General features: G+C 69.6%; 1 protein-coding gene. It reads left to right on the top strand.

The annotated features are described in order from the left end of the window. Positions 1 to 1,151, top strand: a 1,151-nt coding sequence (locus AC07DS_RS46320; protein WP_479154741.1) for an AMP-binding protein, incomplete at both ends; no start/stop codon positions are given.

Below are 1,151 nucleotides of genomic sequence, written 5' to 3'. Positions count from 1 at the left end.
GCGCATCAGGACGTTCCGTTCGACTGGGTCGTGGAGGCCCTGAACCCGGAGCGGTCCTCGGCCCGCAACCCGCTGTTCCAGGTGCTGATGACCCTCAATGACGGCGACGTCCGGTCGCCGGAACTGCCGGGTGTGAAGAGCCGCTTCGAGCCGGTCGGCCTCGACGTCGCCAAGTTCGACCTGTCGTTCGCCTTCACGCCGCGGCACACCGATACGGGCGTACCGGAGGAGTTGGTGGTGTCGGTGGAAGGCGACACCGACCTCTACGAGCCGGAGACCGTGCGCTCGCTCGCCGAGCGGCTGGCGCGACTGCTCGACCTCCTGACGGCCGACCTCGACGCGCCGGTATCGGCGATCGACGTCCTCGGCGAGCCAGAGCGCGAGCAGATCCTGTCCCGATGGGCGGGTGAGCTGGGTGCGTTCCCGTCGTCGACGTTGGTGGAGTTGTTCGAGGCGCAGGTCGCGCGGCGGCCGGACGCGGTGGCGGTGGTCTCGGGGGACGAGCGGGTCTCGTATGCGGAGCTGAACGCGCGGGCGAACCGGCTGGCGCGGGTGCTGGTGGAGCGGGGTGCGGGGCCCGAGGTGGTGGTGGCGGTGCTGCTGGGCCGCTCTGTGGACCTCGCGGTGGCTCTGCTGGCGGTGCTGAAGTCGGGAGCGGCGTATCTGCCGGTCGATCCGGAGTATCCGGCCGAACGGATCGCGACGCTGTTCGAGGAGGCCGAGCCGCCGCTGGTCGTCACCACCACGGCGAGCACCTCATCACTGCCCGGCGGGATCGACCAGTCGTGCGTGGTGCTCGACGCCTCCGAAACGCAGACGGCCCTGCGTGCCGCCGACACGACCGACCTGCGCAGAGGGGTGGCGCCAGCGCATCCGGCCTACGTCATCTACACCTCGGGCTCCACCGGGCGTCCCAAGGGCGTCACCATCGCCCATGGCAGCGTCGTCGCCGTTCTGGACGCGACCAGGGAGCAGTTCCGCTTCGGTCCCGACGACGTGTGGACATGGTTCCATTCGTACTCCTTCGACTTCTCGGTGTGGGAGATGTGGGGTTCCCTCGCCCATGGCGGCACGTTGGTCACGGTGCTGTTCGAGGTCTCACGGTCTCCGCGGGACTTCCTGCGCCTGTTGGAGCGGGAGCGGGTGACGGT

This window comes from Streptomyces sp. NPDC044064, from assembly GCF_056434245.1.
The sequence above is the reverse complement of the archived record's forward strand: the minus strand, read 5'-3'. Positions and strand labels throughout refer to the sequence as shown.